The sequence below is a fragment of the Microcoleus sp. N9_A1 genome (assembly GCF_036701795.1).
Lineage (GTDB): Bacteria > Cyanobacteriota > Cyanobacteriia > Cyanobacteriales > Microcoleaceae > Microcoleus.
The window spans coordinates 1-1,194 of the sequence record NZ_JAUBRI010000189.1 but is presented as its reverse complement, the minus strand read 5'-3'; the positions used below and the strand labels follow the sequence as shown (position 1 = coordinate 1,194).

General features: G+C 49.5%; 2 protein-coding genes. Both read right to left on the bottom strand.

Annotated features, from left to right (window positions below; all coding sequences use genetic code 11):
• Positions 1-213 precede the first annotated feature (213 nt).
• Entirely contained in the window at positions 214-861 is a 648-nt protein-coding gene (locus tag QUA58_RS31360) for a pirin-like C-terminal cupin domain-containing protein (RefSeq protein WP_333398020.1), read from the bottom strand.
• A gap of 11 nt (positions 862-872) precedes the next feature.
• The coding region (gene tnpA, locus QUA58_RS31355) for an IS200/IS605 family transposase (RefSeq protein ID WP_333312580.1) at positions 873-1,194 on the bottom strand (322 nt) is incomplete at its 5' end.

The window sequence follows — 1,194 nt, the reverse complement described above, 5'->3', positions numbered from 1 at the left end:
GCAGCGCTCCCTGAACTCTCTAAAAGTAGCAGCCCTACAATCTAGATGGCAACTGCGTTTGAGGTGCGCTTACCCTGTTCACCTTTAGAGACCCGTCCGCGCACTTGTTCGTAACGAATACGCTCTGTATCCAACAACAGTTTATGCAAATGCAATAACTTGATGCGTATATTGGTCAGAAGTTGATGTTGGGTAATGCGGTTTTGAAGCGTGTTAAGCATGAATGTGTCCCATCCTTCCATTTCGGTAATCGTCGATCGCTTGTAGGATTTCGGCTTCAGTGTTCATCACAAAAGGACCATAGCGCACCACAGGTTCATTCAGCGGCACTCCAGCAATCAGCAATAGATCAAGGGGCTGGGTGGCATCCGCAGGATTGGCGATCGCCACTTCCTCACCATCAGGTGCAAAAATCACCATTTGCCCATCCTCACCCCGTTCCTGCTCAGTGCCAAACAAACCAGACCCATCGATGACATAGGTAAAGGCGTTGTACTCTTTCGGTACCGATTGAACCATGCTTGCGCCCGGTTGTAGCGTGAAGTGCAAGTAGATAATCGGGGTGCGGGTTTCAATCACCGCTTTCGCCCCCAACGCTTCTCCCGCAATCACACGCACCGTCACGGACCCATCTTTGGTCTGAGCCACCGGAATCTGCGCTGATGGAATTTCCTGATAGCGAGGAGCAATCATCTTGTCCCGCTGCGGCAAGTTGACCCACAGTTGAATGCCGTGCAGTCGCCCACCCGTGCGGGTAAACTCAGCTTCTGGCATTTCGGAATGCACTACGCCTGCCCCAGCGGTCATCCACTGCACATCACCGGGATTGATCATTTCGTTGACCAAAAAAATGGGATACAAGCCCCGTCCTTCTAGGACGGCTTTTCTTGGTTTCTAATATATTCCTTCAAAACTTCTAAAGGTGCACCTCCTACGGAAACAGCAAAATAACTGGGACTCCACAATGCTTCTTTGTGGGGTTTTTCGTGTCCAGCCTGTCCGTACCGACGACTGGACACGCCTTTCAATGCGTTAACAATTTGAGATATCGACAATTTAGGCGGATACTCAATCAGTGCATGAACATGATTGCCTTCGCCATTGAACTCTAGCACTTGAAAGTTCATTTTTTGGGCTACTTCTCGAAACGACTTTTCAATCAAATCAAGGCTTTCGTCCGTGAATACAGACCGA